Here is a 25,946-nt window from a genome sequence, read left to right on the forward strand (position 1 = left end):
GCGCCTCCTGCACGGGATCGGCCGCGTCCTCGGAGTTGCCTGTCAGCACGTAGCCGTACCGAAGGAGCGCGTCCCCCCGTGCTCGGACGAACTCGTCGAGATCTTCCGCGAAACCAAGGATCAGGACGGAGGCCCTGCTGTTGCACGACGCTCCCGGGAGTGCCTCACCGGTTGGCCGGCTCGTGGCCGCCGACTTCGGCGGAGGACGCGATCAGGAGCCCGGCTGCACCAGGCCGCTCTCGTAGGCGAGGATGACCAGCTGCACCCGGTCCCGGACGCCGAGTTTCATCAGGGCGCGGGTGATGTGCGTCTTGGCGGTCAGCGGGCTGATCACGAGCCTGGCGGCGATCTGGTCGTTGGACAGCCCCTCCGCCACCAGGCGGACGACCTCGCGTTCGCGATCGGTGAGCACGGCGAGCGCGGTGAGCCGGTCGCCGCTCAGCGGGGCGGGCCGGTGCGCGAACTGCTGGACGACCCGCCGGGTGACGCTCGGCGACAGCAGCGCCTCGCCCGCGGCCACCACGGCCACGGCGTGGCGCAGCTCGGCCGGTTCGACCTCCTTGGTGAGGAACCCGCTGGCGCCGGCGCGCAGCGCGGCGAAGACGTGGTCGTCGGTGTCGAACGTGGTCAGGATGACGACCTTGGTCCCCGGACGTTCGGCCAGCACCCGGCGGGTGGCCTCGATACCGTCCATCCCCGGCATGCGGATGTCCATGAGGATCACGTCGGGCTCGGTGGCGCGCGCCTGCCGGACGGCCTCGTCGCCCGTGGCGGCCTCGCCGACCACGGTCAGGTCCTTGGAGCGGTTGAGCAGGCTGCGGAAACCCGCCCGGACGAGGGCCTGGTCGTCGGCGAGCAGCACCTTGATCGTCATGTTGCCATGGGGATGATCGCGCGCACGGCGAACCCCTCGCTCCCTTCGATGCTCAGCGTGCCGCCCAGGGTGGTGACACGTTCGCGCATGCCGGTCAGTCCGTGGCCCCCGGCCAGGACGCCATCGGCCGGTGCGGTCGCGCCGCGGCCGTCGTCGGCCACTTCGACCGTCACCGCGTCGCTCGCATAGCGCAGCCGCACCGACACCCGGGTGGCGTCGGCGTGTTTGATGGTGTTGGTCAGCGCCTCCTGGACGAGCCGGTGGGCCGCGACGGCCTGCGGGCCGGTGACCGTGGCGGCATCGCCCTCCTCGTGCAGCTCCACCTTCAGGCCGGTGGCCCGGGCGGCGGAGACGAGATCGGCGATGCCGCCCAGGTCCGGCTGCGGGGCGGCGTCACCGTCGATCCGCAGCACGCCGATGAGCGAGCGCAGGTCGGCCATGGCCTTGCCGCGCACGTCCATCGCGGTGCGCAGGGCCGCGCGCGTCTCCTCGGGAGAGTCGTCCAGCGCGTCGGCGGCCACGTTGAGATGCACGCCGACCACGGCCAGGGTGTGGGCGATGATGTCGTGCAGCTCGCGGGAGATCTCCAGCCGCTGTTCGGCGAGCCGGCGGCGGGCGTCCGCCTCGCGTGCCTGCTCCAGTTGCGCCCGCCAGCGCGCCTGGAGGTGGCGGGCGTTGCCGACCGCCAGCACCAGCGCCAGCCAGAGCACCTCGGCGCCGCCGGAGGCGAGCGCGCGGGCGGGTGAGCCGCCCGCGACGGCCCAGTCCCAGGCCGGCGCGTACAGCAGCAGGAACAGTCCCACGCCGGCGGCCCAGCGGGTCCGGCCGGCCGCGGCCACGGTGTAGGCGGCCGCGGTCAGCGGCCACACCCAGCCCCCTTCGAACAGCCCCGCTCCCTGGAAGGCGACCAGCACCAGCGCCGAGGCCAGCAGGACGCCGACCGGCCGGCGCCGCCGCGCCACCAGCAACCCGCCGAGCAGCAGCGCCATCGTGACCACCGGCCAGCCGATCGGGGCCCCGACCGCCGCCGTCCCGGTCAGGACGGCGATGGTCGTGAGTACCCCCGGCAGCACGACGGCCAGGACAGCGGAGATCATCGGCCGGTGCGGGGCAGACGGACGGCGGCCAGTGCCATCCAGCCGAGGGCGGCGGCGATGGCGATGCGCTCGGTCAGTCCCACAACGGGAGGAAGTGACCGGGAGGCCATGACATCGACAAGAGTGACCACAAACAGGATCATTCCAGACACCAAGGCCACGGTCGCACCGGTGAGCAGGCCGTCCCGCGGCCACGCCCTGGTCAGCACCACGGCGGCGGCGGTGAAGGCGGCGAAGGCCGCCCAGGCGGAGAAGCCGTGCACGCTCTCCGAGACCGACGGGTCGTCCCACCGCCCCGGCGGGTCGGCGGGGAAGATCGCGGCCAGCAGCAGCCCCAGCGACCAGACGCCCAGCAGCCAGGTGCCCGCGCGGCTGGTGCGGGTACGAGCCACCGCCACCGTCAGCGCCGCCGCGCCGAGCGCGAGGGCGACCAGCCCGAGCGGCACCAGCCAACCGGCCCCCGTGTTGACGAACCTGCTGATCGTCTCGCCGATCGGGCTCATTTCCCTGTTGACCACGTCCGAGACGGCGAATGCCGCGACGCCGATGCCGACACCGGCGAGAACTGTCTTCTTCATGGCCCAGACGTTATGAGCGGCCTCTGGTGCTCCGCGTCGTCCATGCGCGGACACCTGCGCGTACACCGATCGGTGTACGCGCATGCACCCGTTGCAGGGGTCAGCCGGGAGAACGGCGGGCCAGGCGGTCGGTGTGCGCCGAGCGGCCCGCGGGGCGGCCCGCCGCGTGCGAGGCCTCCTGGGCCAGGCCGTTGAGCGTGGTCCGGACCACGCGCGTGGTCTGGAGATCGACCGCGCGCGGGTCGTCGAAGTGCACCAGGCCATCGGCCAGCAGCACGGCCAGCCCGTGCAGCGCGGCCCAGACCACGAACTCCGCCCCCTCGCGGGCGGGCTCCGGCAGGCCGCCGGCCCCGGCGAGCCGGTCGAGCTCCGCGGTGAGGACGTCGTGCGGGTGAGGGGAGATGGCGGAGTCGGGGGCGGTGGCGCCGCCACGCAGCACGAGCCGGGCGACGGCCGGGTCGTCGAGCGACCAGCGCACGTAGCCGCACCCCAGGGCGATCAGCCGCAACTGCGGGTCGTCGGCCTGCCCGGGTGCGCGCTCACAGTCCTGCCGCAGGCGTTCCCCGAGCCAGGCGAGCGTGCGCTCGGACAGGGCGCGCACCAGCGTGTCGCGGGAGGCGAAGTGGTGGTAGGCGGCGCTGGGGCTGACGCCGACGCGGGCCGAGGCCTCGCGCAGGGACCAGCCGTCGGCGCCGCGCTCACGTACAAGAGCCTCGGCGGCGTCGAGCAGCGCGCTGCGCAGGTCACCGTGGTGGTATCGCCCTTTCGCCATCGCCCGATCTTAACACTGATCAGATCTCTGCTACGCTCGCCAGCATCTCAACAGTGTTCAGATTGGAGCCGGATCATGTGCCCCGCCGATGTGACGCCGAACCCGTCCCCTGACCTGACCGACCTTCCCGACGTGCGGACGAGCCCGCCGCCGGTCGTGCGCGGCGAGCCCGTCGAGGTCTGCGACGGCGTGTACGTCATCCCCGACAACCGCGTCGAGCTCGTCCCGAACGTCGGCATCGTCGTGGGCGAGCACGCCGCGCTGGTCGTCGACACCGGCATGGGCCCCCGCAACGGCGACCATGTCCTGGAGCAGGCCCGGCGCCTGGCCGGCGACCGGCGGCTGTACCTGACCATCACGCATTTCCACCCCGAGCACGGGTTCGGGGCGCAGGCGTTCAAGGGCGCCGCGACGATCGTCTACAACGCCGCTCAGCGCGCGGAGCTGCACCGTAAGGGCGCCGCCTACGTCGAGATGTTCAAGGGGCTGAGCGCCGCCGCGGCGGCCGAGCTCGAAGGCGTCGAGCTCGTCGATCCCGACCTGGTCTACGAGGGCCGGGCCGAGATCGACCTGGGCGGGCGCAAGGCGGCGCTGCGGGCGGTCGGGCCCGCGCACACGGGCTCCGACCAGGTCGTCGTCATCGACGACCGGGTGCTGTTCGGCGGCGACCTGATCGAGACCCGCATCTTCCCGATCGCGCCGTACTTCCCGCCGTACGACGTGGACGTGGACGGCCCCGGCTGGATCGGCGTGCTCGACGACCTGATCGCCGGCGCGCCCGAGATCGTCGTGCCCGGCCACGGGGAGGTGGGCGGCGTCTCCTTGATCCGCGACGTCCGCGACTACCTCGGCTACGTGCACGGCGAGGTCGCACGGCTGCGCGACGCCGGAGCCTCCGCCGACGAGACGGCCGCGCGGATCGACGAACAGGCGCGCGCCCGCTGGACCACCTGGGAACGCCCCGAATGGATCGGCTTCGCCGCCCGCGCCTTCCACGCCGGTGAACACCGGTGACGTGACCGGTCGTGCCCCCACCGGGGCGCTACGCGTCCGCCGTCACGCTGTAGGAGCCCGACGTGCAGCCGGTGACGCGCCAGCCGCCCGGCGCCTGCCGGACGGCGACGCCGCTGAGCCCGGTGCCGCGGACGGCCGGCCGCGCGTCGCCGGGGAACCAGACGTCGAGCCCGCACCCGCTGCCCTCGCCCCGGGCCGTGAGGCTCGCGCGGTCCGACGTCAGGCCGGTCAGGCGGCCGGGGGCGGAGCGGGGGTAGGGACGTGAGAGCTCGGCGACGTATTCGGCGGGCGGAGTCAGGTCCTTGCCGGTGGCGCAGTCCTCGATCATGAGGTTGCCGCCGGTCTCGGCGCCGGCACTGGCGTGGGCGTCGCCGCAGGACTGCTTCCAGACCCAGAACGCGCCTCCGATGCGGTGCCGGTCCTCCTGGTCGGCGTATCGCGCGATCGGGGCGGCGGCGGGGTCGCCGAACCAGCCCCACTCGCCCGACCAGAGCCCGGCGCCGTAGTACTTCGCCGCCCGGCTCGCCAGCTCGAAACCGCGCTCGATGCTCGTGACGGTGAGGCCGGTGCCCTGCTCGATGGTGATCGACTCGTTGTAGAGGTGGGGAGCGAAGACGATCAGCCGGTCGTCGGTGAAGTCCTTGGGCACCGGGACCTCGAAGCCAAGACCCGACCAGAGCACGGACGGCTCGAAGAAGACCAGGTGGGGGAAGCCGCGCCGCTCGCCCGCCCGGATGGCCTTGATCGCCCGGTCGTAGTAGCGGCCGAGCAGGACGCCGGAGGTGATCGGCGGCGCCTCGCCGAAGCCGGGCTCGTTCAGCAGGTCGTATCCGGCGACCATCGGCTCGTTCGCGAACCGCTCCGCCAGCATGCCCCAGGCGGCGACCAGGCGGGTCTGGATGCCGTCCCGGTCCTGGTAGAAGTTGGTGAAGGCGCGGGCGACGGCGGGGGAGATGTCGCGTCCGGTGAACTCGCACCTGGGGGCGCCGTCGAAGCGGTCGGCCCAGGTGGGGGCGCCGTCCCAGCCGTGCATCGGGGAGCCGGTGGCGCAGGTGGTGCCGGGGGCGGCGGCGACGCCCTTTCCCCAGGCGTCCTGGTGCATGTCGATGACCGTGCGCAGGCCGTGCCGGGCTGCGGTCTCGACGGCCCAGGAGATCTTGGCGAGGTAGGCCGGGTCGTAGTGGCCGGGCCGGGGCTCCAGCGCCGACCAGGACAGGGCGAGACGGACGACGTTGAAGCCCATCCGCGCCATGCCGGCGAAGTCGGCCTCGGTGAGCGGCCGCGTCACCGCTTTGTCCTGAAATTGCTGGAAATAGTCTTCGAGCTGGTTGACGTTCACGCCACGCAGCAGCACCTCGTTGCCGTCGGCGTCGACGATCCTGCGGTCGGCCGAGAGCGTCAGCCCCGGGGTGCGCGGCGGCGGCTGCGCGGTCGTGGCGCCGGGTTGCAGGAGCGGTAAGGCGAGCGCCGCCGCGGCCACGACGACCGCCATCGGGATCGGCGCGGCCAGGGCGACGCCCCTGCGCGCCGGACGGGTGGCGTCGAGGAGGGCGACGAGCAGTGCCGTCGCCAGGGCGAGCAGGGCGCCGAAGGAGAGCGCGGGGGCGAGGCGAAGCATGATCGCCGGCGCCCAGAACAGGCCGCCGCCCGCCAGGTCACCGGGGATCCCGACGGCCGCCTCGACCAGGCCCAGCGTCCCGGCCGCCCCCAGCGCGGAGAGCCCGGCCACGACGGCCCTGGGCGAGGTGGTGGCGCTGAACCGGCGGTGCGACGCCCAGGTCAGCACGCCGAGCAGAGTGACGGCGGCCAGGCAGCCCAGCGGTCCCGCCTCGGGCGCGGGGGCCAGCGGCGAGTCGCCGATGGCATAGCCGACGGGCGAGCCGCCCCACCACACCGCGCCGACCGACGCGGCCAGGACCACGGCAACTCCCGCCGCAACCCATCCCGGCGCCGACGCCCCCGAGCCCTCGGCGGGCTCCGTGGACGCCGACGTGGGAGGAGGTGGGACGAGGCGGCGGTGCAGAAGCTGGGCGAGCCAGGCGGCCGCCGCCACCGGCAGGCCGAAGACCGCCGCCTTGACGCCGGTGAAGCCGGTCGACCACACCAGGTAGAGCACGTCGTCGAAGGTCATCGCCAGCGACATCAGCAGCTTCGCCGCCATGGCCGACCACACCACCGCGCCCCACACCAGCAGCGCCGTACGCAGCGGGGCACGTCCACGGGCGACCGTCCAGGTCAGCGCTCCGACCCCCGCCAGCAGCAGCGGCACGTAGACGGCCGGCGCGGCCACCTGCCAGAGCCCGGCGACGGGCAGCAGATCGGCCCCGGTCCAGGTGTACGGCGCGGCCAGCCCCGACGGGTCGAACACCGCTCCCAGCGCGATGACGGCGGCCAGTACCACGACGACGATCGGCGACAACCAGCGGTTCCTCATAGTGACGGCGACCATACATGAGCATCGCTCACAAATGAAGGGCCAAGATCCACGACAGCACGTGGCCGCGCTCGGCGTGGTGCGCTGTGAATCCCGCCGCCTGGGAGAAGGCGGCGGAGGAGTTCGTCACGCGACCTTGGACTCCGGCGCCTTCCAGGTGTTGCACGCGCCCGGCGTGCCCTTGGTGTAGCCCTGCGTGAACCAGTGGAGATCGTTGGCGCTGAGCTTGTCCTTGCTGAAGCGGTCGCGCCAGCGCTTGTCCTTCGGCGTGTGCTCCTCGGCCTTCAGCGTGGCCTTCCAGTTCTTGGACTTCGCGCCCAGGGCCTTGAGCGTCACGCCGGACAGGCACAGCCGCTGCATGTCGAAGCGACGCCCCTGCTCGTCGAGCTGCTTCTCGTCGGCGTCGTTCGGCATGGCCCAGTAGGCCGCACCGATGCCTGTCTGGCCCATGACCACGCCGCTCCACGCCTGGACGACCTGGGTGCGGATCGGCAGTTCGTCCTTGGCGCCTCCAGTCGGCGGCGAGCTGGACCTGGAGCTGGGAGTAACAGGTGGTGACGAACGAGCCGGTGATCCCGATGCCGTTGTAGCAGGGGCCCTTTTCGTAGGTGGCTCTGATATCGATCTGGACCGGCTTGAAGTCGGGGATGAACGGCCCCCAGGCATCGTTCAGACAGCCGAGTAGGCGGCTGCCGTACCGGAGAACGCCATCAGTCCGGCCGCCGTGGCAGCCAGCACGCGGATCATCATGAAGCGGGATGCTAGGGGCAGGAGCTCGGCACGGTCCACAGAGATCATCCGGCCATGTCCGCCCGGCGCCCGCCACGTCGTTCTCCGGGGCCCTTCAGGGACGGGTGAACTGGGGGAGGATGTCGCCATGAGCGCCGATGCGACAGCGCACGACCTGGTCGAGGCCGCCTGGCGGGACATCCGCGACGACGGCCACGTGCGCAAGGAACTGGCCGAAGCCGCCTACGCCGAGCCCCGGCTGCGACAGCTCTTCCCCTGGACCGGCATGGGAGAACTCCACTTTAGCCGTTGCACCGGCAAGCGATGGACCTGGGACATCCCCTACGTCCAGCCCGCCGTCGGCGGCGGCTACCGGATCTGTGGCCCCCTCCGCACCCAGTCGATCGGGCCCGCCGCGACCGCCGAGGAGGCGATCGCCGTCGTCGTCGAACACCTTCCGCCCGGCTGTGGTCCCGCCTTCGCCGGCACGCCCGCGGAACTCGCCGCCTACGAGGACGATGCCCGGATCCGGTCGGCCGCCGAGGAATGAACCCGCCGCCGAACCGCCTCGTGCGCGGTTCCGTCACCTACCTCCGCCGTCGACGGCTGACGGCCAGGCGAGGAACGCCGACGACAGCCCTCGGCCTTCCTGCGTGGTGGGACGACGGGCCGGCCGGCCTGTTCACCGGCCGACGAGGAGGCCGCTCACCTCTCTGGCGAATCCGTCCACGTTGTCGATCATGATGTTGTGGCCGGTGTCCGGGACGGCGACCAGCCGCACCCCGGAGGCCGCCAGCTCGGCCGCCCCGCCGAGCTCGCCGTCCGCCTCCGGGTAGAGGTAGGCGCGCAGGATCGGCAGCCTCCGCAGCCGTTCCCGCACATCCGCGCGCGCCAGGTGGACCGCGCTCCGGTGCAGCGCCTCCCGCCCGGCGAGCCTCATCGTGGCCGCCCAGTGCGGCCCGACCCGGGTCAGCGTCTCCTCCCAGCCGTGCCGGACGAAGTCCGCCTCGGTGTAGGCGGCGATGCCCGAGCTGCCCGGCCGCGGCGCGGGATCGGCCGGGTCCAGATTGGCGTCCACCAGCACCAGCTCGGCCACCAGCTCCGGATGCCGCTCGGCCAGGTGCACCGCGACCGTCCCGCCCATGCTGTGCGCGACCACCTGCGCCGCGCGCACGTCCGCCGCCCGCAATGCGGTCGCGAGCGCGTCCGCGTGCTCCTCCATGGTGTAGCCGAACGCGGTGGGCCGGTCGCTGGTGCCGAACCCCAGCAGGTCCACGAACAGGCTCCGGTGCCCGGCCAGCTCCGGCCGGCTCGCGACCTCCAGGAAGTACGGCGCCGCCGCCGCGCCCAGCCCATGCACGTAGACGCGGACCGGCTGGCGACCGGCCACCTCGGCCCAGCGGATGCGGCTCCCGTCCGGCAGCACCTGCGCGTCCCTCATGACCATCCCCTCCGAGATACCTCGATGCCGATGTACCAAGACATCGAGATAGCATAGCGGCATGATTGAGCTGTCGATCCTGGGCTTCCTCTACGACGAACCGCTCCACGGATACGAGCTGCGCAAACGCGTCGCCGCTCTGACCGGCCACGTCCGGCCCATCGCCGACGGCACCCTCTACCCGGCGATCAAACGTCTGGAGCGCGACGGCCTGCTCCAGCGCGACCTGCAGCCCGGCGCCCAGGCCGCACCCAGGCACGTGCTCACCCTCACCGACGCCGGGCGCGCCGAGCTCCGGCGGCGGCTCGCCAAGCCGGACGAGCCGTTCATCACCGACGAGAACCGCTGGTTCACGATGCTGGCGTTCCTGCGCCACCTCGACGACCCCGCGCTCCAGGCAGGTGTGCTGCGACGCAGACTGACCTTCCTCACCGAACCGGCCAGCTTCTTCTGGGACGGCGACCGGCCCCTGCGGGCCGCCGACTTCGACGACCCGTTCCGCAAGGGCCTGTTCACGATCGCCACCGCCACCAGCAGGACCGAGATCGGCTGGCTACGGGAGACCCTGGCAGCGCTGGGCGTCTAGAGGGCGGACGCGTACCGTCCCAAGGACGTCATCCGGGCCCGCCCGAGGACAGCGCCTTCACCTCCGCGGCCGTCACCGGCTGTCCCGCCACACCCCAGTCGCCGCTCTTGATCTCCTCGATCACGACCAAGGTCAGGGGACGCATGTGCTCACCCTCGATGGCGACGATCGCGTCGGTCAGCTTCCGCACCATCTCGGCCTTCTGGGTGGCGCTGAACACACCCTCGATCACCTTCACGTTGACGAGTGGCATGGGTTCCCCTTCCCCCCGATGGCACCGCACGCCGTCCAGCCGACATGCCCCTGGGCGAAGTGGGCAAACGCCGCCTGGGCGGCGGCGCGGGTGAGGACCGCAGGCGGAGGGTATGCGCAGGTGGGAGCTGGCGTGAGGGCGAACGGGGGATCCATGCTGGGGCTGCCTGACGGCATTCGAGGGTGCCTGTTCGACATGGACGGCGTGCTGACCCGCACCGCCACCGTGCACGCCAGGGCCTGGAAGTCGATGTTCGACGACTTCCTGCGGGCCTGGAGCGAACAGACCGGGGCCGCGTTCGTCCCCTTCGACGCGGGCGCCGACTACGACCGCTACGTCGACGGCAGGAAACGGGCGGACGGCGCGCGCAGCTTCCTGGACGCCCGAGGCATCAGCCTGCCCGAGGGGACGCCGGACGACCCGCCCGGCACGATGACCGTGTACGGCCTGAGCAATCGCAAGAACGCCCTGGTGCAGGCCATCATCGACCGGGACGGCGTGGACGTGTTCCCCGGCTCCGTCCGCTACCTGGCCGCGGTCCGGGACGCGGGGCTGCGCCGCGCGGTGGTGTCCTCCAGCGCCAACACCGAGCAGGTCCTCGCCGCCGCCGGGCTCGCCGGGCAGTTCGAGGCCCGGATCGACGGCGTCGTGGCCCGGGATCGGCGGCTCGCCGGCAAGCCGGCTCCGGACATGTACCTGGCGGGCGCCGAGGCGCTGGGGCTGCGGGCGCCGGAGGCGGCGGTGTTCGAGGACGCCCTGGCCGGAGTCGCCGCCGGCCGGGCGGGAGGCTTCGGCTACGTCGTCGGCGTGGACCGGGCGGGGCAGGCGGACGCGTTGCGCGAGCACGGCGCCGACGTCGTGGTCACCGACCTGGCCGACCTGCTGGAGCGGGGCGCGCCGTCCCGGGAGGCCGGATGATCCGGCATCCGGCGTTCACCGTCGAGCCGTGGGCGGTCCGGGAGCGGCATCTCGACCTGCGGGTGCTGGCGCAGACCGAGTCGGTGTTCGCGTTGTCCAACGGACACATCGGGCTGCGCGGCAACCTGGACGAGGGCGAGCCGCACGGGACGCCGGGCACGTACCTCAACGGGTTCTACGAGGTGCGGCCGCTGCCGTACGCGGAGGCGGGCTACGGGTACCCGGAATCCGGACAGACCGTGGTGAACGTCACCAACGGCAAGGTGATCCGGTTGCTGGTCGGCGACGAGCCGTTCGACCTGCGGTACGGGACGCTCCACCAGCACGAACGGGTCCTCGACCTGCGCGCTGGCACCCTGACGCGCACGGCGCACTGGAGCTCCCCGACCGGGGCCCCGGTCCGGATCACGTCCACCCGGCTGGTGTCCTTCACCCACCGCGCGGTCGCCGCGATCCTGTACGAGGTCGAGGCCGTCGAGCGGCCGTTGCGCGTGGTCCTCCAGTCGGAGCTGATCGCCAACGAGACCCAGACCTACGAGGGCGCCGACCCGCGCGCCGCCGCCCCGTTGCACGCGCCGCTGGTCGCGGAGGAGAACGTCCCGAGCAGCGACGGAACGGCGATCATGGTCCACCGCACCCGGGCCAGCGGCCTGCGCGTGGCCGCCGGGATGTGCCACGAGATCGACGGGCCGGACGGCACCCGGATCGAGGCGCAGGGCAGCGACGACGTCAGCCGGCTGACCGTGGCCACCCGCCTGTCGCCCGGCCAGACACTGCGGCTGGTCAAGTTCTTCTCCTACGGATGGTCGGCGCAGCGCTCGCGGGCCGCGCTGCACGACCAGGTGGCCGCCGCGCTGGCCTCCGCCCGCCTGGACGGCTGGGACGGCCTGCACGCCGACCAGCGACGCTACCTCGACGACTTCTGGGAGGGCGCGGACGTCGAGGTGGAGGGCGACGCCGAGGTGCAGCAGGCGGTGCGTTTCGGGCTGTTCCATCTGGTGCAGTCGGCCGCGCGCCTGGAGGAGCGCGCCATCCCGGCCAAGGGCCTGACCGGCTCCGGCTACGACGGGCACGCCTTCTGGGACACCGAGATCTTCGTGCTGCCGGTGCTCACCTACACCCATCCCGCGGCCGTCGCGGACGCGCTGTGCTGGCGGCGGGCCACGATCCCGCTGGCCCGCGAGCGCGCGAAGCAGCTCGGCCTGCACGGCACCGCCTTCCCCTGGCGGACCATCCACGGCGAGGAGTGCTCCGGCTACTGGCCCGCCGGAGCCGCGGCCTTCCACGTCAACGCCGACATCGCGCACGCCGCGATCCAGTACGTGGACGCCAGCCAGGACCTGTCGTTCGAACAGCGGACCGGCCTGCCGCTGCTGGTCGAGACGGCCCGGCTGTGGTGCGCCCTCGGCCACCACGACCCGGCCGGGCACTACCGCATCGACGGTGTGACCGGCCCCGACGAGTACACCGCCGTGGTCGACGACAACGTGTACACGAACCTGATGGCCCAGCAGAACCTCCGCGCGGCGGCCGAGGCCGCGGACCGCCATCCGGGCCCGGCGGAACGGCTCCAGGTCACCGCCGAGGAGATCCGCCGCTGGCGGGACGCGGCGGAGGCGATGTCCGTGCCCTACGACGAGCGGCTGGGGGTCCACCCGCAGTGCGAGGGCTTCACCCAGCACGCGGCCTGGGACTTCGCGGCCACCAGGCCCGACCAGTATCCGCTGCTGCTGCACTTCCCGTACTTCGACCTCTACCGCAAGCAGGTGGTCAAGCAGGCGGACCTGGTGCTGGCCATGCATCTGCGCGGGGACGCCTTCACCCCGGAGCAGAAGTCCCGTAACTTCGCCTACTACGAGGCGCTGACCGTACGGGACTCGTCCCTGTCGGCCTGCACCCAGGCGGTGATCGCCGCCGAGGTGGGGCATCTGGAGCTCGCCTATCGCTATCTCGGCGAGGCGGCGCTGATGGACCTGGCGGATCTGGAGAAGAACACCATGGACGGCGTGCACATGGCCTCGCTGGCCGGGGCGTGGATCGCCCTCGTCTCGGGCTTCGGCGGGATGCGCGCGGGCCGGGGACGGATCTGCTTCACCCCGTCACTGCCTCCCGGCATCACCCGGCTCGCCTTCCGGCTGCGTTACCGCGGCAGCCTGCTGAGCGTCGGCGTCGCCCCGGAGTCGACGGTCTACCGGCTGCTGCGGGGGCCGTCGATCACGGTGACCCACCACGGCGAGCAGATCCTCCTGGACGGGACGGAGGTCACCCGGCCCAACCCGTCGCGACCGGCGCCGGAGCAGCGGATCCACCAGCCGCCCGGCCGCGAACCGAGCCCACGCCGTCCCCGAGCCTCCGGCAGGAGGGCGAGTGGCTGAGGCTTCCTGGCCCTGTGCCGGAGGCCCGCCATCAGTTGCAGGGGCTGGAGGACCAGGTGACGTAGCCGCTGAGCGTGCCCCAGGTCGAGACCGAACGGTCGCAGAACTGCGTCCTGACGCCCACCAGGTTGGTGCGCGCGGCGTCGGAGAAGTACTGGGTGTTGCACAGGTAACCGACCGGGCAGGCAGGCAGGGCCTGCGCGGCGGCCGGGACGGTGGCGAGCGTGGCGGCGGCCAGAACCGCGACGGCCAGTACGCGACGGATCATGGATCGTCCTTCCTGATTCGCAGGGAAACGGTACGATGCGCACGAAATGATCCGTCGCGGGGGATGAAAACGCAAGGGGATCATCCGGCCCGTCCCGCTCAGCCCTCTCCCTGGCCGGCGAGCAGGTGACCGGTCTCGGTGCGCCGATAGACCACCCGCCGGCCGGCCCGCGTGCCGACGACGAGGTCCGCGTCGCGCAGGACGGCCAGGTGGCCGCCGACGGTGCCGAGTGACAGGCCCAGGTGCGCGGCGAGCTCGCTGCTGGTCGCGGGGTGTTCGAGTTCGTCCAGGATGGCCGCTCGACCGGCGCCGATGAGCCGCTCCAGCGACCGGGCGCGGGGGGAACGGGCCGTGCCGTCGGCGGATCCGCGGGCCGGATAGACCAGCGCGTACGACGTCGGCGGCGCCTCGCACAGCCACGTGCCGCTGCTCAGCACGCTGACCGGGACGAACAGCATGCCCTCGTCGCCGACGACCCGGTCGGGGGAGGGCTGGTCGCTGAAGCGGATGGCGTCGTCGCCGACCCAGGCGCTGCGGCGGCTCATGTGCCGCAGCGCGCGCGGCCACCCGTAGGCGGCCAGCAACCCCGCCCGGTAGGTGACGTCGCGTTCCAGCAGCGCCCGCCGGCGCGGCCAGTCGGGGGCCACATGAGCGTCCCACACGTACCTGAGCAGGTCGGCGGTACGGGCCGCCCAGCCGCGTCCGGTCAGCCAGGCCAGATCGTGCTGCTTCCAGCTGTGCGCCACCGACTCCGCCAGCTCGGCGCGCACCTCCTCGTCGGGCACCCGCGCGACCGACGCGAGCTCGCTGTCCAGAGTGGTGCGCATGCCGCCCGTCGGCGGAAGCACCACGTGGCTCGGCAGCCACTTGGTCGAGCTCAGCAACCTGACCAGGCCCCCGGCGAAAGGATCGGCCTCCAGGACGGCGCGGAACGCGCCGCGGTGGCGGCCGTGCCAGGACGCCAGCCACGGATCGGCGCAGGGCCTGTCGAGCACCATCAGCGATCCCAGCGTCTCGGCGAGCGGCGACAGCGCGAACCGCGACCGCGACAGGGCCAGGGTGCTCAACCGCAGCAGCGTCATCTTTCGCCTCCTGCCGAAACGATAGTGTGCGATCCGGTATGTCGGCAGACTCCTGCCCATGCTCTCAGCCCTCCTGCGACAGACCGATTTCCGCTGGTTCCTCTCCGCGCAGGCGGTGTCGCTGCTGGGCAGTTCGATGGCGCCGGTCGCGCTGGCGTTCGGGGTGCTGGACGCCTCGGGCAACACCAGCGACCTCGGCGTCGTCCTGACCGCCTACATGGTTCCGCTGCTCGCCTTTCTCCTGGTGGGCGGGGCCGTGGCCGATCGCCTCCCGCGCCGGACGGTCCTGACGGCCGCCCATCTGGGCTCGGCCCTCACCCAGGGCGGCGTCGCCGCGCTGCTGCTCACCGGCAGGTACGCGCTGCTGCCGGTGGCCGCGCTGGGGTTCCTGAACGGCACTCTCGCCGCGTTCACCACGCCGGCCCTGCGCGGCATCGTGCCGCAGCTTGTCGCCAAAGACCGGATACGGCAGGCGAACGCGCTGCTGGGATCGGTGCGGAACGCCACGAAGATCCTCGGGCCGAGCCTGTCCGGGATCGCGGTCGCCGCCGTCGGCGGCGGCCCCGCCATCGCCTTCGACGCACTGACCTACCTCCTGGCCGCGGGATGCCTGGCCCGGCTGTCCCTCCCCGCGGCGCCGGCCGCGCCGCGGCCCTCATCCGGGATGGCGGCCGACATCCGCGACGGCTGGGGCGAGTTCCGCCGCATCCGCTGGGTGTGGACGGTGTCCGCGTGCTTCTGCGTGGTCAACCTGGTTCAGGTCGGCACCTGGCAGATCCTGGGACCCGTACTGACCAGGCAGCTCAGCGGCGAGGAGACGTGGGGGTTCGTGCTCAGCGCCCGCGGCGTCGGCATGCTGGTCATGAGCGCGCTGATCTACCGGCTGGTGGTCAGGCACCTGCTGCGGCTGGGCCAGCTGATGAGCGCGCTCGGCGCGATCCCCCTGCTCGCGCTCGGTGCGCGCCTGGACGCCCCCTGGCTGATCGCGGTCGCCTTCGCCGCCGGACTGGGCTCCTCGGCCGCCGCCGTCAGCTGGGAGACCTCCCTGCAGGAGCACGTTCCCGCGCACGTGCTCTCGCGCGTCTCGTCCTACGACGACCTGCTGTCCTACCTCGCGATCCCCGTCGGCCAGCTGGCCGTGGGACTGCTGGCCGACAGGTTCGACGGCTTCCAGGTGGCCGCGACCGCCGGTCTGGTCTACGCCGTGGCGGCCGTCCTCCCGCTGGCCTCCGCCGCCGTGCGCCGGCTCCCGCACGCCCAGGACGACCGTGCCCGTAGCGGCGCATAGGACACGGCCGTCCGGGATCGCACCCGGCTGCGATCATCGGAACATGACGATCGCCGCGATCTACGCTGATTTCGCCGCGCGCGAGGCGCACGGTGTGTCGCCCACGTACGAACGCCTGGCCTCCGCGGTGGCGCGGGATCCCGGCCTCCTGGACCTGCTCGCCGGGCTTCCGCCGGCCAAACGGCAGCCCAACCTGCTGTTCGGCGTGGTCCGGCTGCTCGGCGGGCCGGTCGACGATCCGGCCGCCTTCCACGACTACACGGTGGCGAACTGGCCGGCGATCGAGGCGGAGATGCGCACCCGGACCACCCAGACGAACGAGGCCGGACGGTGCGCCGTCCTGCTGCCGGTGCTCAACGCGCTCCCGCAGCCGCTCGCGCTGCTGGAGGTCGGCGCGTCCGCCGGGCTGTGCCTCTACCCCGACCGGTACGGCTACCGCTACGGCGATCACCTGGTCGGCTCCGGCGACCCGGTGATCGCCTGCACGGCCGCCGGCCTGACGCCGCCGGCCACCCTGCCCCAGGTGGTGTGGCGGGCCGGCCTGGACCTGAACCCGCTCGACGTGACCGACCCGGCGGATCTGGCCTGGCTCGACGCGCTCATCTGGCCCGAGCACACGCACCGCCGGGCCCGGCTGCGGGCGGCGGCGGCCGTCGTCGCAGCCGACCCGCCGCTGCTCGTACGGGGCGACCTGGTGGACGACCTGCCGGCCCTGGCCGCGCAGTCCCCGCCCGACGCGACGCTGGTGGTGTTCCACAGCTCGGTGCTGTACCTCGTGCCGACGCCGCGACGGACGGCGTTCGCCGAGGCGGTACGCGAGCTCCCCGCACACTGGATCGCGAACGAGACCCCCGACGTGCTGCCCTACGACACGCTCCCGACGCCGCCGGGCGAGGCGAACCACCACGTGCTCGCGCTGGACGGGCAGCCGCTCGCCTGGACCCGATCGCACGGTCAGGAGATCATCTGGTTCGCGTGACGCGAGGAGACGGCCCAGGCGCGGGTCACCGTGCGGAGAGCCGCGGGTCCGGCCTGGGCAGCAGGCAGCCGGGGCGCTCCAGGTCGAGCTTGTTCCCCGCGCTGACGCAGGTGGCGAGCCAGTACGTCTGCGTTCCGTAGGCGGTGCCCTTGCGCACGCTGATGACGCCGTCGCGGTTCATCTCGCACGGGTTGTCCAGCGTGCACCGGCCGCCGTCGTGGTTGCTGGTGTTGTTGATGCCGACGACCTGGCCGCTCCTGGCGTGGACGACCGGGGATCCCGAGGTGCCGTGGCCGGTGTCGCACCGCGGCGTGTAACGGATGACGTCCTTGGTCACGTTGCCCACCTCCAGCACCCGGTGGACCAGCGTGTCGATCTCGCACGAGAAGACCTTCTTCGTGCTTCCGGAGAGCACCCGGATGTCCGTGCCAGGCGCGGGACGCTCCGCCGACACCGTGAGCGGCCGGACGCGGTAGGCCCGCTCCAACTGCCGGTAGGTCAGGTCCAGCTGGTACAACGCGACGTCGGTGCCGGTCAAGGTCACATAGACCGCCCTGGCCACGTGCAGGGTGGCCACCGGCTCACCGGCGCCGTCGAGCAGGTCGACCACGCGGTGGGACGGCTGGTCCACCAGGACCTCGTCCGGCACCGGCCACGTGCCCTCGTAGCAGTGCCCGTTGGTCAGGACGAAGGCCCGGTCGTCGGCCGCGCTGGCCGGCATCCGCACCAGCGATCCCGAGCAGCCGTCCACGTTGACGGTGCCCGCCAGGTCTGTGGTCGCCGCCCGCGCGGGAAAGGGCGGCAGGCCGAGGCAGAGGACGGCGGCAGCCAGTGCCGCGCCGATTCGCCGAAACACACGCATCTCATGTCCGTTCATGGGAGGGGCCGCGGTCAGCGCGTACCGGGGCAGGTGCCCGCGGCGGTACGGCCGGTGCGGAAGAAATCGATCACCTTCGCGGCGCAGGGCAGCCGGCGCAGCGAGGCGTGCGCGTCGTCCTGGACCGTCAGCAACGTCCCGCCGGCGGCCTTCGCCGTGTCCACCGCCCAGGCGTACGGCGTGACGTCTTCGTCGGTGTGGCCGGACAGCTGCAGGGGACTGGTTCCCCTGACCGGCTTCCACGGCCGCGCGGGCCACGGCCATCCCCCGCACCAGCCGCTGCGCTCGAAATAGCCGCCGGTCGCGGGGAAGGCGGCTCTCCGAGCCTGCGCGGCCGCCCACATCTGCTCGAAATCGCGGCCGCCGACCCCCTCGTTGCAGAAGATCGCCTGGTACTGGATCAGGTTCAGGCCCAGCGGGTTCTCGTCGAACCCGAACACCTTCGCCGACTCCGGGGCTGGACGCGCCGACAGCGGGACGCCGCCTTCGCGGACGGTGGCGAGGTCCCTGGCGGCGGAGATCCAGTATCCCGGCCCTCCGCCGAGCTGCTGCCTGACCCACTCGCCGTCGAGCACCGTGTTCGCGTCCACCTCACGGGGTTTGCGGCGGAGCTCGTCACGCAACGCGAAGACGGTCTCGCGGACCTTGGCGTCGGTCGTCCCGAAGTGGAACTCGCCGTCGTGCCGTGCCAGCCATGGAACGAAGGCGTTGAAGCGCTTCTCGGAGAGCGCGTCCGTCGTGGCGTCCATGGCGGCGAGGTCGATGACGGGAGGCATCACCGAATCCAGCCACATCGCGTTCACCCGGTTGTCGAACAGCGACCGGTAGTTCACGCCCACCGCGGTGCCGTAGGACACCCCGTAGAAATTGATCTTCGATTCGCCGAGGGCCGCGCGGATCGCGTCCACGTCACGCGCGATGTTCGTGGTGGTCAACTGCTGGACGAAGGCGGGATCCTTGGCGGCGCACCGCTTGTTGTACGCGGCGGTCCCGGCGAATCCGGCCTTCGCCGCCTCCTTGGGGGACATGCTGGACGACTCCTGGCCCTTGGCGGACGCGGCGGGCGACGGCTCCTCCGCGTCGCACTTGATCTTGTCGCTGTAGCCCACGCCCCTGGGATCGAACCCGATCAGGTCATGGTCGACGGCCAGCGGGCCGAGCTTGCCGGCGGCGTACGTCGCCGGCGCGTCGATGTTGCTGATGCCGGGGCCACCGGGACTGATGACCAGCACGCCACGGCGCTTGCTCGGATCGGCGGCCTTGATCCGGCTCACGGCGATCTTGATCTTGCGGCCCTGCGGGTTCGCGTGGTCCAGGGGAACCGTCAGCATGGAGCATTCGGTCCTGGTGTCGTTCTCGACGGGCCAGTCCTTGGCCGTCCTGGCGCATTCACGCCACGTCAGAGGCTCTTCGTCGGTGCGGGCGTCGGCCGCGCCGGCGGCTGCGAAGCTCGCCAGGCCGATCAGGCACGCGACCGCCACGCGCGCCGGACGACTGCCTGGTGATACACGGGTGCTGAACATGGTCGCATCTTTCGACGGTCCTGCCCGCACACCTCCAGGCGCGCGGGGCACGCCGTCAGGCGTACGTCGTCCACCCTCGGGGGCAAAGGTTCCCACTCCGTCGCACCCTCGTATCGGCGACCGCGCGGCCGTGTGTCCGTCGCGTATCCGCGCAGAAGCCGCCCCCGCCACGAGCTCGCACGGCACCCTCGCCCTGCTTAAGCAACTCCGGTTGACTGGGCCAGAATAGTCAACTAAGGTTGCTTACATGCCGGAAAACGTGCCTCGGGAGTCCGCCGACGCGCTCGTCGAGACCGATCTGACGGACCGCGTCGAGGAGACGTTCACGCGCGAAAGCCGGTAACCGGCACCCCTGACCCCCACGCTCCGGCCCCGGTGCGGGCCGCGATGCGCCATGCCCTCGCGCCGGGCTTCGCCGGCAGTCGCTCCGGCACGAGGGCATCCGATCACGAAGAGAGGTCATCTCATGACAAGGAGCACCGATGTCGTGCTCGACGTCGACGGGCTGCGCATGCGCTACGGCTCGACCGACGTCCTGCACGACGTCACGTTCCAGGCCCGCCACGGCGAGGTCCTGGCCCTGCTGGGGCCGAACGGCGCGGGCAAGACCACCACGATCGAGATCCTGGAGGGCTTCCGCGTCCGGTCGCAGGGCCGGGTCTCCGTGCTCGGCGCCGACCCCTCGCACGGCGACGAGTCGTGGCGGGCCAGGCTCGGGATCGTGCTGCAGTCCTGGCGCGACCACGGCAACTGGCCGGTACGCGAACTCCTCGCCCACCTGGGCGCCTACTACGCCCCGTACGCCACCCCCGGCATCCCGCGCCCCTGGGACCCCGACGAGTTGATCGCGAGGGTCGGCCTGGTCGAGCACGCCGGCAAGAAGCTCAAGACGCTGTCGGGCGGCCAGCGGCGCAGGCTCGACGTGGCGATCGGGCTCGTGGGGCGCCCGGAGCTGTTGTTCCTCGACGAGCCGACCACCGGTTTCGACCCGCAGGCCAGGTCCGACTTCCACGAGCTCGTACGCGACCTGGCCGACGCCCGCGAGACCACCGTCCTGCTCACCACCCACGACCTGGACGAGGCCGAGAAGCTGGCCGACCGCATCCTCGTGCTGAACGGCGGCCGGATCGTCGCCGACGGCACCGCCGCCGCGCTGGCACGACGGATCGCCGGCGAGGACGAGGTGCGCTGGCTGCACGACGGACGGCGGTACGTCGAGCGGACGCCCGACTCCACTGCGTTCGCCCGCGAGCTGTTCGCCCGTCACGGCGACGACGTCCAGGAGCTGGAGATCGTCCGGGCCTCGCTGGAGCAGACGTACCTGGCGCTGGTGCGCGAGGCCGAGGGAGCGGCCCGATGAACGCGACCGTCCTGCGCGCGGGCTGGTCCCGGGGGCTGATCGAGCTGCGGCAGTCGTTCACCAACGGCGCCGAGCTGTTCTCCCACTTCCTGTGGCCCGCCCTGATGGTGGCCACGCTGTTCTTCATCCGGGACCTGTCCGTCGGCGCCCTCCTTCTCGGCGCCCTGGCCTTGCCCGGCATCCTCGGCATGAACGCCGCGACCGGTCTGATCAGCATGAGCCAGCAGCTCACCGCCGACCGCGAGGACGGCACGCTGCTGCGGGCCAAGGCGACCCCGCACGGCATGCCCGCCTACCTGATCGGCAAGGTGATCTCGGTGTCCGGAGGTCTGCTGGCCGACCTGGCGATCTTCCTCGTGCCCGCCGTGCTGCTCGTCGAGGGCCTGCGGATCAGCCCGGGCTCCTGGCCCGCACTGGCCTGGGTGCTGGCGCTCGGCCTGGTCGCGACCCTGCCCATCGGCGCCGTCCTCGGCTCGGTGTTCGCCACCGCACGGGCCCAAGGGCTGGTCCAGCTGCCGTTCCTGGCCCTGATCGGGATCTCCGGCATCTTCTACCCGATCACCTCGCTGCCCGAGTGGCTGCAGTGGATCGCCCAGGTCTTCCCCCTCTACTGGATGGGGCTCGGAATGCGCTCGGCCCTGCTGCCGGACGCGGCGGTGGCCGTCGAGATCGGCGCGTCCTGGCGACACCTGGAGACCGTGGGAGTGCTGGGCGCCTGGGCGGTGCTCGGCCTGCTCGTGGCGCCGCTCGTGCTGCGGCGGATGGCACGCGGCGAGTCCGGCTCCACGGTGGCGGCACGTCGTGACCGTGCCCTGCGACGGGTCGGGTGAACGCCGTCATCGGCTCGCCCCGCGCAGGCCGAGAACGCGTAGGGCGTTCTCCTTGTAGATGAGTGGCTTGGCCTCGTCCTTGACGTCCAGGGCGGCGAAATCGGCCATCCAGCGGTCGGGGGTGAGGACGGGGTAGTCGGAGCCGAACAGGACCTTGTGCCGCAAGGGCCCGGCGGCCTGGCGGACGAGCTGCGGCGGGAAGTACTTCGGTGACCAGCCGGACAGGTCGAGGTAGACGTTGGACTTGTGGCCGGCGATGGACAGGGACGCGTCGACCCAGGGCACCGACGGGTGCGCGAGGATCATCGTGAGCCCGGGGAAATCGGCGGCGACGTCGTCGAGCAGCATCGGGTCGGAGTGGCGCAGCTTGATGCCGCGCCCGCCGGGCAGGCCGGCGCCGATGCCGGTCTGGCCGGTGTGGAACAGCGCGACGCTGCCCAGCTCCTCCAGCGCCCGCCAGAGCGGATAGTGGGCAGGGTCGTTGGGGGTGAAGCCCTGCAGGCTCGGGTGGAACTTGAAGCCGAGCACGCCGAAGTCCCGCACGAGCCGCCGGGCCTGGGCGACGGCGGCCGGACCGCGGCGCGGGTCCACGGAGCCGAAGGGGATGAGGACGTCGGCGTGTTCGGCCGCCTGACGGGCGATCTCCTCGCTGGACAGGGCCGGGTGGCCGAGTTCGGTGGCGGCGTCGACGGTGAAGACCACCGCGGCCATGTTGCGCTGCCGGTAGTAGGCGGCGACGCGGTCGATGGTCGGGGTGCGGTCCTGACCGGCTTTGAAGTACTTCGCCGAGGCCGCCATCAGCTCGGCGTCGAGGGACAGGCGGCCGTGGTGGTCGGCCTCGATGTGGGCGTGGACGTCCAGGGCCACGATGGCGTCCGGGTCGATGCGCGGGGTGTAGGTCATCGTTCCTTCTCGGTGTGTCAGGGAAGGGCGTGGTGCCGGCGCTTGGCCTGCAGCAGGCCGACGAGCAGCGCGTCGCGGTCGGCCGCCATGGCTTCCTGGTCGATGCCGTCGAGCTCGGCGCGCACGCCGTCGACGAGCAGGCCGGCGAGTTCGGGGGTGAGCCGCGGCGCGCCGAGGTCGTCCATCCAGGTCTGGGCGGGCGGGCCGAGGTGGCGCAGGGTGTGCGCCATCCCGCCGGGGCCGCCCGAAAGGTGCTGGTTGACCAGCGGGCCGAGCAGGGCCCACCGCAGGCCGGGGCCGTTCGCGATGGCGGCGTCGATGTCGGCGACGCTCGCGACTCCCCGTTCCACCAGCGAGTACGCCTCCCGCCACAGGGCGGCCTGGAGCCGGTTGGCGAGGTGCCCGGGAACCTCACGCCGCACGAGCACCGGCCGCTTGCCGAGGGAGCGGTAGAAGTCCATCGTCCGCCGGGTGATGTCCGGGCCGGTGCGCTCGCCGGGCACGACTTCCACCAGCGGGATCAGGTGGGCGGGGTGGAAGGGATGTCCGACGAGCACCCTTTCGGGATGCGCGGGACACATCTCCTGAAGGTGGCTGGGCATCAGGCCCGACGAACTGCTGGCGATCGGCGCACTCGGCGGAGCCGCCTCGTCCAGCGTGGCCAGCAGTGCCCGCTTGAGGTCGGCGCGCTCCGGCCCGCTCTCCTGGACGAACCGCGCTCCGGCGACGGCGTCACCGCAGGTCGCGGTGAAGGTGAGCCGGTCGCGGGAGGCGCCGTCGGTCAGGCCGAGCCGGGTGAGCGCGGGCCAGGCCAGGTCGAGCGCGGCCCGCAACCGTTCCTCGGCGTCCGGAGCGGGGTCGAAGGCGGTGACGTCGAGGCCGCGGGCGAGGAACAGCGCCGCCCATCCGGCGCCGATGACGCCCGTGCCGATGACGGCGACCGGCTGGTCCGCCGGGCTCGTCACGCCCGCCTCGCACGGTCGCGGGCGATGGCGGTGAACGCGTCGAGCGCCGCCGGGTCCATGAGGGAGCCTGCCGAGGCGACCTCGTCGGGGGCGGCGCCCAGCAGGATCTTCTTGACGGGGACTTCGAGCTTCTTGCCGGTTCGCCCGTAGGGCATCGCGGGGACGGCCAGGAGGGCGTCGGGCACGTGCCGCGGGGACAGGGTGGCGCGGATGCGCGCGATCAGGCGGGCGCGTAACGGCTCGTCCAGCACGAACCCGTCGGCGAGGGTGACGAACAGGATCAGTTCCCCCATGTCGCCCTCCTTGCTCTCCAGGTGGACGACGAGGCTGTCGGTGACCTCTTCGACGTCCTGCAAGGCCCGGTAGAACTCGGCGGTGCCCAGCCGGACGCCGCCGCGGTTGAGCGTGGCATCCGATCGGCCGGTGACGACGCAGGAGCCGTGGGCGGAGAAACGGCACCAGTCGCCGAAGCGGAAGACGCCGGGATAACGGCTGAAGTAGGTCTCGCGCATCCGGCGGCCGTCGTCGTCGCCCCACAGGCGTACCGGCATCGAGGGCATCGGCGCGGTGATGACGAGCTCACCGACGCCGCCGATCACCACGTTGCCGTGCTCGTCGAACGCCTTGGCGTCCACACCGAGGCTCGGCCCGGACATCTCCCCCTCCCACACGGGCTGCAACGGCGATCCCTGGACGAGGCCGGTGCACACGTCGGTGCCGCCGCTGCCGACGTTCAGCAGGACGGCGGGGCCGAGCTGTTCGGCCACCCACCGGAAGCCCTCGGCGGGGAAGGGGCTGCCGGCCACGCCGATCTGCCGCAGCCGGGACAGGTCGAACTCCTCGCCCGGCCGCACCCCTTCCTTGCGGCAGGCCATCAGGTAGCCGGGGCTGGCGCCCATGAGGGTGGCGCCGGTCTCCTGCGCGAGCCGCCACTGCGCGCGCAGGTCGGGGTGGAGCGGGTTGCCGTCGATCATCACGATCGAGGAGCGCACGAGCAGCGCGGAGACCAGCGTGTTCCACATCATCCACGCCGTCGTGGTGAACCACAGCAGCCGGTCGCCGGGGCCCAGGTCCCAATGGAAGGCGTGGTTCTTGAGGTGCTCCAGCAGGATGCCGCCGTGGCCGTGCACGATGGCCTTCGGCTTGCCGGTGGTGCCGGAGGAGAACAGCACGTACAGGGGGTGGTCGAAGGGCACCGGCTCGAACCGCAGCGCCTGGTCCGTGGGCGCGGCGAGCTCCGTCCAGGCCAGGGCGCCGGGGAGGTCGAGCTCGCCGTACGGGACGTGCACGACGTGCTCCAGCGAGGGCATGCCGTCCCGGATCGCCTGGACCTGCTCGCGCCGGTCGATCTTCTTGTCCCCGTAGGTGTAGCCCGCCACCGCGAGCAGGACGGCCGGCTCGATCTGGCCGAACCGGTCCACCACGGCGGGGGCGGCGAACTCCGGGGCGCAGCTCGCCCAGATGCCGCCGAGGCTCGCCGTGGCCAGGAACGCGATCAGCGTCTCCGGGCAGTTGGGCAGGTAGGCCACCACCCGGGTGCCACGCCGCACCCCGAGCCGCCGCAGGCCGGCCCGTACGCGCCGGACCTGCTCGGCGAGCTCGGCGAAGGTGAGCTCGACGCGCGGCCGGGTCTGGGAGTGGCCGACGACCGCGACCTGGCCGGCGTCCTCGGGCGTGCCGAGGCAGTGCTCGGCGTAGTTCAGGGTCGCTCCAGGGAACCAGCGGGCGCCGGGCATGCCCGGTTCGGCCAGGACGCTGTCGTAGGGCGTGTGGGCCTTGACCTCGAAGTAGGCCCACACGGCCGCCCAGAAGTCCTCGACGCCGGTGACCGACCAGTGCCGCAGCTCCGCCCAGGTCGGCACGGTCACGCCGCGCTCGCGGGCGAGCCAGCCGATGAAGCCGGTGGCGTGCGCTCGGGCGATCTGCTCGGGGCCGGGGACGTACAGCGGCTCCGCCGGGGGGAGGGGGGCGCTCATCGGGCGGCTCCCGGACGGCCGACCTTGGCGGCCCGGCCGTCGAGGAAGTCCCGTATCCGGGCCTTGGCCTCCGGGCTGCTCTGCGCCACGGCCGACATGAGCGATTCCAGCAGCAGCCCGGTCTCGGCGTCGGCGTCCGCGATGCGCGGCAGGGCGTGCAGGACGGCGTAGTTGGCGATCGGCGGGTTCCCGATGACCTGCTCGGCCAGGGCAAGGGCCTTGGTGATCCCGTCGCCTTCGGCCACCCGGTAGTCGACCAGGCCGCGGGCCTCGCCTTCCGCGGCCGTCAGGACCCTTCCGGTGAGCATCATGTCGATCATCGGCTGGGCGCCGATCAGCCGGGAGACCCGGACCGAGGCGCCGCCGCCCACGAAGAGCCCCCGGCTGCCCTCGGGGAAGGCGAAGAACGCCGACTCCTCGGCGACGCGCAGGTGCGCGGCCGCCGCCAGTTCCAGGCCGCCGCCGATGACGGCGCCCTTCAGGACCGCGATCACCGGCAGGGCGCCGTGGTCGATCCGGCCCATCGCCTCGTGCCAGCCGCGCGAGTGGTGCAGGCCGCCGGCGGCGTCTCGTACGGTGAGCTCGCCGAGGTCGAGCCCGGCGGAGAAGTGCGCGCCCTCGGCGGCGAGCACCGCGGCCCCGGCCCACGCGGGCGGGGCGGCGAAGAAGGCGCCGAGCCCGGCGATCGTGGCGTCGTCCAGCGCGTTGCGCTTGGCCGGCCGGTTCAACGACAGCACCGCGATGTCCCCACGGCGCTCCAGCGTCAGAGACGGGGGCAGGTCGGGGCAGGGAGGGATCACAAGCTCTCCAATTGACAGGAATCC

General features: G+C 72.5%; 25 protein-coding genes. 9 read left to right on the forward strand and 16 right to left on the reverse strand.

Translation table 11 applies throughout. The annotated features are described in order from the left end of the window. Positions 1-211 precede the first annotated feature (211 nt). The 4 genes from ACWEJ6_RS38780 to ACWEJ6_RS38795 all read right to left on the reverse strand — a co-directional run bounded on the left by ACWEJ6_RS38780 (position 212) and on the right by ACWEJ6_RS38795 (position 3,321). Positions 212-874, reverse strand: a complete 663-nt coding sequence (locus tag ACWEJ6_RS38780) for a response regulator transcription factor (RefSeq protein ID WP_452430333.1) — start codon at positions 872-874, stop codon at positions 212-214. Next, positions 871-1,971: a sensor histidine kinase gene (locus ACWEJ6_RS38785; RefSeq protein ID WP_452430336.1), complete on the reverse strand. Its 1,101-nt coding sequence runs from the start codon at positions 1,969-1,971 to the stop codon at positions 871-873. Before ACWEJ6_RS38785 ends, ACWEJ6_RS38780 begins: the two co-directional genes overlap by 4 nt. Next, positions 1,968-2,549 carry a DUF998 domain-containing protein gene (locus tag ACWEJ6_RS38790; RefSeq protein WP_452430338.1) on the reverse strand — a complete coding sequence of 194 codons (582 nt, stop codon included), beginning with the start codon at positions 2,547-2,549 and terminating at the stop codon, positions 1,968-1,970. The genes ACWEJ6_RS38785 and ACWEJ6_RS38790 overlap by 4 nt, the downstream gene beginning before the upstream one ends. 100 nt (positions 2,550-2,649) lie before the next feature. Beyond that, the gene (locus ACWEJ6_RS38795) at positions 2,650-3,321 is read right to left on the reverse strand and encodes a TetR/AcrR family transcriptional regulator (RefSeq protein WP_452430340.1); all 672 of its coding nucleotides are present in this window, start codon (positions 3,319-3,321) and stop codon (positions 2,650-2,652) included. A gap of 75 nt (positions 3,322-3,396) precedes the next feature. On the opposite strand from ACWEJ6_RS38795, the gene ACWEJ6_RS38800 reads away from it, so the two are divergent. Continuing rightward, positions 3,397-4,335: an MBL fold metallo-hydrolase gene (locus ACWEJ6_RS38800; RefSeq protein ID WP_452430342.1), complete on the forward strand. Its 939-nt coding sequence runs from the start codon at positions 3,397-3,399 to the stop codon at positions 4,333-4,335. A gap of 28 nt (positions 4,336-4,363) precedes the next feature. Here ACWEJ6_RS38800 and ACWEJ6_RS38805 read toward each other — a convergent pair whose 3' ends face one another. Next, positions 4,364-6,769 carry a glycoside hydrolase family 5 protein gene (locus tag ACWEJ6_RS38805; protein ID WP_452430344.1) on the reverse strand — a complete coding sequence of 802 codons (2,406 nt, stop codon included), beginning with the start codon at positions 6,767-6,769 and terminating at the stop codon, positions 4,364-4,366. Between the two features lie 126 nt (positions 6,770-6,895). Then, positions 6,896-7,219, reverse strand: a complete 324-nt coding sequence (locus ACWEJ6_RS38810) for a hypothetical protein (protein ID WP_452430346.1) — start codon at positions 7,217-7,219, stop codon at positions 6,896-6,898. 427 nt (positions 7,220-7,646) lie between these two features. Between ACWEJ6_RS38810 and ACWEJ6_RS38815 the strand changes: the two genes are divergently transcribed. Next, positions 7,647-8,048, forward strand: a complete 402-nt coding sequence (locus ACWEJ6_RS38815) for a DUF6193 family natural product biosynthesis protein (protein WP_452430348.1) — start codon at positions 7,647-7,649, stop codon at positions 8,046-8,048. Positions 8,049-8,180: 132 nt separating this feature from the next. Here ACWEJ6_RS38815 and ACWEJ6_RS38820 read toward each other — a convergent pair whose 3' ends face one another. Beyond that, the gene (locus tag ACWEJ6_RS38820; RefSeq protein ID WP_452430350.1) at positions 8,181-8,939 is read right to left on the reverse strand and encodes an alpha/beta fold hydrolase; all 759 of its coding nucleotides are present in this window, start codon (positions 8,937-8,939) and stop codon (positions 8,181-8,183) included. 61 nt (positions 8,940-9,000) lie between these two features. On the opposite strand from ACWEJ6_RS38820, the gene ACWEJ6_RS38825 reads away from it, so the two are divergent. After that, a complete protein-coding gene (locus ACWEJ6_RS38825; protein ID WP_452430352.1) occupies positions 9,001-9,525 on the forward strand; it encodes a PadR family transcriptional regulator in 525 nt (174 codons plus the stop codon). A gap of 28 nt (positions 9,526-9,553) precedes the next feature. On the opposite strand, the gene ACWEJ6_RS38830 is transcribed toward ACWEJ6_RS38825, so the two are convergent. Beyond that, complete coding sequence (locus ACWEJ6_RS38830; RefSeq protein ID WP_387683164.1) at positions 9,554-9,778, reverse strand: tautomerase family protein; 225 nt, start codon at positions 9,776-9,778, stop codon at positions 9,554-9,556. 153 nt (positions 9,779-9,931) lie between these two features. Between ACWEJ6_RS38830 and ACWEJ6_RS38835 the strand changes: the two genes are divergently transcribed. Together ACWEJ6_RS38835 and ACWEJ6_RS38840 are read left to right on the forward strand one after the other, a co-directional pair. Then, positions 9,932-10,696, forward strand: a complete 765-nt coding sequence (locus ACWEJ6_RS38835; RefSeq protein WP_452430355.1) for a beta-phosphoglucomutase family hydrolase — start codon at positions 9,932-9,934, stop codon at positions 10,694-10,696. Continuing rightward, positions 10,693-13,071 carry a glycoside hydrolase family 65 protein gene (locus tag ACWEJ6_RS38840; protein WP_452430357.1) on the forward strand — a complete coding sequence of 793 codons (2,379 nt, stop codon included), beginning with the start codon at positions 10,693-10,695 and terminating at the stop codon, positions 13,069-13,071. The genes ACWEJ6_RS38835 and ACWEJ6_RS38840 overlap by 4 nt, the downstream gene beginning before the upstream one ends. A 31-nt stretch (positions 13,072-13,102) precedes the next feature. On the opposite strand, the gene ACWEJ6_RS38845 is transcribed toward ACWEJ6_RS38840, so the two are convergent. Further along, the gene (locus ACWEJ6_RS38845) at positions 13,103-13,339 is read right to left on the reverse strand and encodes a DUF6289 family protein (protein WP_358299760.1); all 237 of its coding nucleotides are present in this window, start codon (positions 13,337-13,339) and stop codon (positions 13,103-13,105) included. Positions 13,340-13,437: 98 nt separating this feature from the next. Further along, the gene (locus tag ACWEJ6_RS38850) at positions 13,438-14,421 is read right to left on the reverse strand and encodes a helix-turn-helix domain-containing protein (RefSeq protein ID WP_452430359.1); all 984 of its coding nucleotides are present in this window, start codon (positions 14,419-14,421) and stop codon (positions 13,438-13,440) included. 58 nt (positions 14,422-14,479) lie between these two features. Here ACWEJ6_RS38850 and ACWEJ6_RS38855 point away from each other — a divergent pair, with 58 nt between their 5' ends. Both ACWEJ6_RS38855 and ACWEJ6_RS38860 read left to right on the forward strand, forming a co-directional pair. Beyond that, positions 14,480-15,709, forward strand: a complete 1,230-nt coding sequence (locus ACWEJ6_RS38855; protein ID WP_452430361.1) for an MFS transporter — start codon at positions 14,480-14,482, stop codon at positions 15,707-15,709. Positions 15,710-15,752: 43 nt separating this feature from the next. Then, positions 15,753-16,688: a DUF2332 domain-containing protein gene (locus tag ACWEJ6_RS38860; protein ID WP_452430363.1), complete on the forward strand. Its 936-nt coding sequence runs from the start codon at positions 15,753-15,755 to the stop codon at positions 16,686-16,688. Positions 16,689-16,713: 25 nt separating this feature from the next. Here the strand turns inward: ACWEJ6_RS38860 and ACWEJ6_RS38865 are convergent, their stop codons facing one another. Together ACWEJ6_RS38865 and ACWEJ6_RS38870 are read right to left on the reverse strand one after the other, a co-directional pair. Further along, a complete protein-coding gene (locus ACWEJ6_RS38865) occupies positions 16,714-17,550 on the reverse strand; it encodes a S1 family peptidase (protein WP_452430365.1) in 837 nt (278 codons plus the stop codon). A 29-nt stretch (positions 17,551-17,579) separates the two neighbouring features. Further along, the gene (locus ACWEJ6_RS38870; RefSeq protein ID WP_452430367.1) at positions 17,580-19,088 is read right to left on the reverse strand and encodes an alpha/beta fold hydrolase; all 1,509 of its coding nucleotides are present in this window, start codon (positions 19,086-19,088) and stop codon (positions 17,580-17,582) included. A 466-nt stretch (positions 19,089-19,554) separates the two neighbouring features. Between ACWEJ6_RS38870 and ACWEJ6_RS38875 the strand changes: the two genes are divergently transcribed. Together ACWEJ6_RS38875 and ACWEJ6_RS38880 are read left to right on the forward strand one after the other, a co-directional pair. Continuing rightward, positions 19,555-20,448, forward strand: coding sequence for an ABC transporter ATP-binding protein (locus tag ACWEJ6_RS38875; protein ID WP_452430369.1), 894 nt, complete (start codon positions 19,555-19,557; stop codon positions 20,446-20,448). Next, positions 20,445-21,278: an ABC transporter permease gene (locus ACWEJ6_RS38880; protein WP_452430371.1), complete on the forward strand. Its 834-nt coding sequence runs from the start codon at positions 20,445-20,447 to the stop codon at positions 21,276-21,278. Before ACWEJ6_RS38875 ends, ACWEJ6_RS38880 begins: the two co-directional genes overlap by 4 nt. Positions 21,279-21,284: 6 nt before the next feature. Here ACWEJ6_RS38880 and ACWEJ6_RS38885 read toward each other — a convergent pair whose 3' ends face one another. Genes ACWEJ6_RS38885 through ACWEJ6_RS38900 form a run of 4 tightly spaced genes read right to left on the reverse strand, consistent with a single transcriptional unit; the run spans position 21,285 to position 25,922 of the window. Beyond that, complete coding sequence (locus tag ACWEJ6_RS38885) at positions 21,285-22,181, reverse strand: amidohydrolase family protein (RefSeq protein ID WP_452430373.1); 897 nt, start codon at positions 22,179-22,181, stop codon at positions 21,285-21,287. A 17-nt stretch (positions 22,182-22,198) separates the two neighbouring features. Then, complete coding sequence (locus tag ACWEJ6_RS38890; protein WP_452430375.1) at positions 22,199-23,146, reverse strand: 3-hydroxyacyl-CoA dehydrogenase NAD-binding domain-containing protein; 948 nt, start codon at positions 23,144-23,146, stop codon at positions 22,199-22,201. Further along, positions 23,143-25,122, reverse strand: a complete 1,980-nt coding sequence (locus ACWEJ6_RS38895; protein WP_452430377.1) for an acetoacetate--CoA ligase — start codon at positions 25,120-25,122, stop codon at positions 23,143-23,145. Before ACWEJ6_RS38895 ends, ACWEJ6_RS38890 begins: the two co-directional genes overlap by 4 nt. Further along, positions 25,119-25,922, reverse strand: a complete 804-nt coding sequence (locus ACWEJ6_RS38900) for a crotonase/enoyl-CoA hydratase family protein (RefSeq protein ID WP_452430380.1) — start codon at positions 25,920-25,922, stop codon at positions 25,119-25,121. The genes ACWEJ6_RS38895 and ACWEJ6_RS38900 overlap by 4 nt, the downstream gene beginning before the upstream one ends. Between the last annotated feature and the right edge of the window lie 24 nt (positions 25,923-25,946).

The sequence above is a fragment of the Nonomuraea sp. NPDC004702 genome, assembly GCF_053601695.1.

What these genes read in the sequence shown, in the direction of transcription:
- ACWEJ6_RS38780 (WP_452430333.1), bottom strand. Translation starts at nt 874, where the DNA reads ATGACGATCAAGGTGCTGCTCGCCGACGACCAGGCCCTCGTCCGGGCG.
- ACWEJ6_RS38785 (WP_452430336.1), bottom strand. Translation starts at nt 1,971, where the DNA reads ATGATCTCCGCTGTCCTGGCCGTCGTGCTGCCGGGGGTACTCACGACC.
- ACWEJ6_RS38790 (WP_452430338.1), bottom strand. Translation starts at nt 2,549, where the DNA reads ATGAAGAAGACAGTTCTCGCCGGTGTCGGCATCGGCGTCGCGGCATTC.
- ACWEJ6_RS38795 (WP_452430340.1), bottom strand. Translation starts at nt 3,321, where the DNA reads ATGGCGAAAGGGCGATACCACCACGGTGACCTGCGCAGCGCGCTGCTC.
- ACWEJ6_RS38800 (WP_452430342.1), top strand. Translation starts at nt 3,397, where the DNA reads ATGTGCCCCGCCGATGTGACGCCGAACCCGTCCCCTGACCTGACCGAC.
- ACWEJ6_RS38805 (WP_452430344.1), bottom strand. Translation starts at nt 6,769, where the DNA reads ATGAGGAACCGCTGGTTGTCGCCGATCGTCGTCGTGGTACTGGCCGCC.
- ACWEJ6_RS38810 (WP_452430346.1), bottom strand. Translation starts at nt 7,219, where the DNA reads ATGGGCCAGACAGGCATCGGTGCGGCCTACTGGGCCATGCCGAACGAC.
- ACWEJ6_RS38815 (WP_452430348.1), top strand. Translation starts at nt 7,647, where the DNA reads ATGAGCGCCGATGCGACAGCGCACGACCTGGTCGAGGCCGCCTGGCGG.
- ACWEJ6_RS38820 (WP_452430350.1), bottom strand. Translation starts at nt 8,939, where the DNA reads ATGAGGGACGCGCAGGTGCTGCCGGACGGGAGCCGCATCCGCTGGGCC.
- ACWEJ6_RS38825 (WP_452430352.1), top strand. Translation starts at nt 9,001, where the DNA reads ATGATTGAGCTGTCGATCCTGGGCTTCCTCTACGACGAACCGCTCCAC.
- ACWEJ6_RS38830 (WP_387683164.1), bottom strand. Translation starts at nt 9,778, where the DNA reads ATGCCACTCGTCAACGTGAAGGTGATCGAGGGTGTGTTCAGCGCCACC.
- ACWEJ6_RS38835 (WP_452430355.1), top strand. Translation starts at nt 9,932, where the DNA reads ATGCTGGGGCTGCCTGACGGCATTCGAGGGTGCCTGTTCGACATGGAC.
- ACWEJ6_RS38840 (WP_452430357.1), top strand. Translation starts at nt 10,693, where the DNA reads ATGATCCGGCATCCGGCGTTCACCGTCGAGCCGTGGGCGGTCCGGGAG.
- ACWEJ6_RS38845 (WP_358299760.1), bottom strand. Translation starts at nt 13,339, where the DNA reads ATGATCCGTCGCGTACTGGCCGTCGCGGTTCTGGCCGCCGCCACGCTC.
- ACWEJ6_RS38850 (WP_452430359.1), bottom strand. Translation starts at nt 14,421, where the DNA reads ATGACGCTGCTGCGGTTGAGCACCCTGGCCCTGTCGCGGTCGCGGTTC.
- ACWEJ6_RS38855 (WP_452430361.1), top strand. Translation starts at nt 14,480, where the DNA reads ATGCTCTCAGCCCTCCTGCGACAGACCGATTTCCGCTGGTTCCTCTCC.
- ACWEJ6_RS38860 (WP_452430363.1), top strand. Translation starts at nt 15,753, where the DNA reads ATGACGATCGCCGCGATCTACGCTGATTTCGCCGCGCGCGAGGCGCAC.
- ACWEJ6_RS38865 (WP_452430365.1), bottom strand. Translation starts at nt 17,550, where the DNA reads ATGCGTGTGTTTCGGCGAATCGGCGCGGCACTGGCTGCCGCCGTCCTC.
- ACWEJ6_RS38870 (WP_452430367.1), bottom strand. Translation starts at nt 19,088, where the DNA reads ATGTTCAGCACCCGTGTATCACCAGGCAGTCGTCCGGCGCGCGTGGCG.
- ACWEJ6_RS38875 (WP_452430369.1), top strand. Translation starts at nt 19,555, where the DNA reads ATGACAAGGAGCACCGATGTCGTGCTCGACGTCGACGGGCTGCGCATG.
- ACWEJ6_RS38880 (WP_452430371.1), top strand. Translation starts at nt 20,445, where the DNA reads ATGAACGCGACCGTCCTGCGCGCGGGCTGGTCCCGGGGGCTGATCGAG.
- ACWEJ6_RS38885 (WP_452430373.1), bottom strand. Translation starts at nt 22,181, where the DNA reads ATGACCTACACCCCGCGCATCGACCCGGACGCCATCGTGGCCCTGGAC.
- ACWEJ6_RS38895 (WP_452430377.1), bottom strand. Translation starts at nt 25,122, where the DNA reads ATGAGCGCCCCCCTCCCCCCGGCGGAGCCGCTGTACGTCCCCGGCCCC.